The 2,376-nt window shown below is 57.7% G+C and carries 1 protein-coding gene; it reads right to left on the reverse strand.

Going from position 1 to position 2,376, the window contains the following annotated elements; translation table 11 throughout:
• Positions 1 to 2,376 (reverse strand): condensation domain-containing protein (locus ACSZPK_RS26890; RefSeq protein ID WP_437884670.1); only part of this gene is annotated, 2,376 nt, incomplete at both ends.

Raw genomic sequence — 2,376 nt, forward strand, 5'->3', positions numbered from 1 at the left:
CCACGCGGCCTGTACCAACGTATTGACCGTCACCTTCTGCTGACGAGCAAACTCGCTCAAACGCTGGGTTTGCTCCTTGTCCAGGACCTGGAACAGTTCTCCATGGCTGCCTTGATCGCTATCTACCTGATCGGTTTTGGCAATGGCATGAGCAAGACGAGTTGGCTCCTCCAGGTCCTTGAGCTGCTCTTTCCAGAACGCCTCACCCACAGCCTGGTCCTGACGCTGCAGCCACGCGATGTAATCACGATATTTGCCTGGCTGTTGCTGCAGTTTATAACCGGCATAGCGTTGCAATACTTCACCCAACAACTGCGAGTTACTCCAACCATCCATCAATATGTGGTGGTTGGTGTAGATCAGGTGATAGCTATCCTCTGTCGCACGTACGACTACCAACCGCAGCAGTGGCCCCTGGCTCAGTTCGAAGCCCTGTTTCAACTCCGCCTCAGCCAGCGTATCCAAGGCCGCCTGCAACTCGGGCTGGGCACGCCAGTCGTATTCGCTGAACGATAGCTCCACATCCTTGCGAACAACCTGCACCGCCTGCTCCAGGTCTTCCCACACAAAACCCGTGCGTAAAATGTCGTGCGCATCCACAGCCAACTGCCAAGCCTTCCGGAAACGCTCAACATCCAGCCCTTGCACGTCAACCCGCATCTGGTTGATGTAATCACCAGCCTCCTGCTGGTACAACGTGTGGAACAGCATCCCCTGCTGCATCGGCGACAACGGGTAGATGTCTTCGATCTGAGCAGCTGCGATTGGTAGGTTGTCCAGTTGTGCTTGGCTCAGGTGGGCCAGCGGGAAGTCAGACGGTGTGATGCCTCTGTTTTCCTCCTGCACGCAGTGATCGATCAGGTGCTTGAGCTCTTCCGCATACTCATCAGCCAGGTGCTGAATCGTCTCTTCCTTGAACATCTCCCGGCTGAAGCTCCAACCAAGGTTTAGTTCGCCGCCATAAACCTGGCCATTGATCGACAGCCAGTTGCCCAGCGGAGCTTCGGGGCTTTGAGTCGCCCCACTGCTTTCGCCTGCCGGGGTCAGGAACGCGCCACTGTCGTCCTCTCCTTCACCGAAGCTACCGTCGAACTGGCCCAGGTAGTTGAACGTGATTCGGGGCGATGGAAGCTCGGCAAGTACATCTTGAGCTTGACCATCACCGAGGTAACGCAACGCACCAAAACCTATCCCCTTGTTCGGGATCGCTCGCAGTTGCTCTTTGATCTGCTTGATCGACCCTTCCACCGTTTGGACCGGACTCAGCTTCACCGGGAACATGCTGGTGAACCAACCCACCGTACGGGTCAGGTCGACCGTATCGAACAGGTCCTCACGGCCATGGCCTTCCAGTTGCACCAACACGTCATCGCGCTGGGTCCAACGGGTGATCACACGGGCCAACGCGGTCAGCAGCAGGTCGTTGATCTGGGTCCGATAAGCTGCCGGCGCATCCTGTAGCAGTTTGCGCGTGTAGCTCTGGTCCAAATGCGTATTCGTACCCGCAGCAAAAGTGCCCTGCAGGCTACCTGCCGAGTTATCCGCCGGTAGCTCGCCTACAGTGCCTTGCAGTTGCTCGCTCCAGTAGGACAGCTCGTCCTGCAGCGCGTCGCTCGCCGCGTAACGCTGCAGCTGTTCGGCCCACGCCTGGGTCGAGCTCGTCTTCGCGGGGAGTTTAATCGACTGCGTGCTTTCGAACTGGACATAGGCCGTCTGCAGGTCCTCCAGCAAAATACGCCAGGACACACCGTCCACCACCAAGTGATGAATCGCCAGCAACAAGCGTTGGCTTCCATCAGGCAAGGTGGCCAACACGGCACGCAGCAATGGACCTTCTTCGAGACTCAAGCTGCGCTGCGCTTCGGTGCACAGAGCATCCAGTTCTTCAACGTCCTTCAGTTCGGCCTGCCACAGCAGAGTTGTGCCATCCGACAACGAACGGTACTTAGCCTTCCACTGGCCATCTTGCTCGGCAAAGCTCAGGCGCAGAGCGTCATGATGGGTAATCAGGGCTTGCAGGCTCTGCTCCAGACGCTCAGCGTCCAATGCCTTACCAGGCTTGAGCAGCACCGACTGGTTCCAGTGGTGGCGCTCTGGTATCGCTTCCTCGAAAAAGTACTGGTGGATCGGCAGCAACAGCGCCTCGCCAGTCACCGGGCCTTGGTCAATCTGTAGACCACCCTCTTCGCCTTGCTTGGCTACAGCAGCGAGACCTTGCACCGTCTGGTGCTGGAACAGCTCCTTGGGGGTAAAACGAATGCCAGCTTGCCGTGCACGGCTGACCACCTGGATCGAGATGATCGAATCGCCACCCAGTTCGAAGAAGTTGTCCGTCAGCCCCACCTTCTCAAGCTTCAGCACATCCGCCCAGATCGC

Origin of the sequence: Pseudomonas sp. LRF_L74 (genome assembly GCF_965644255.1) — a bacterium.
In the GTDB taxonomy this organism is placed as follows: domain Bacteria; phylum Pseudomonadota; class Gammaproteobacteria; order Pseudomonadales; family Pseudomonadaceae; genus Aquipseudomonas.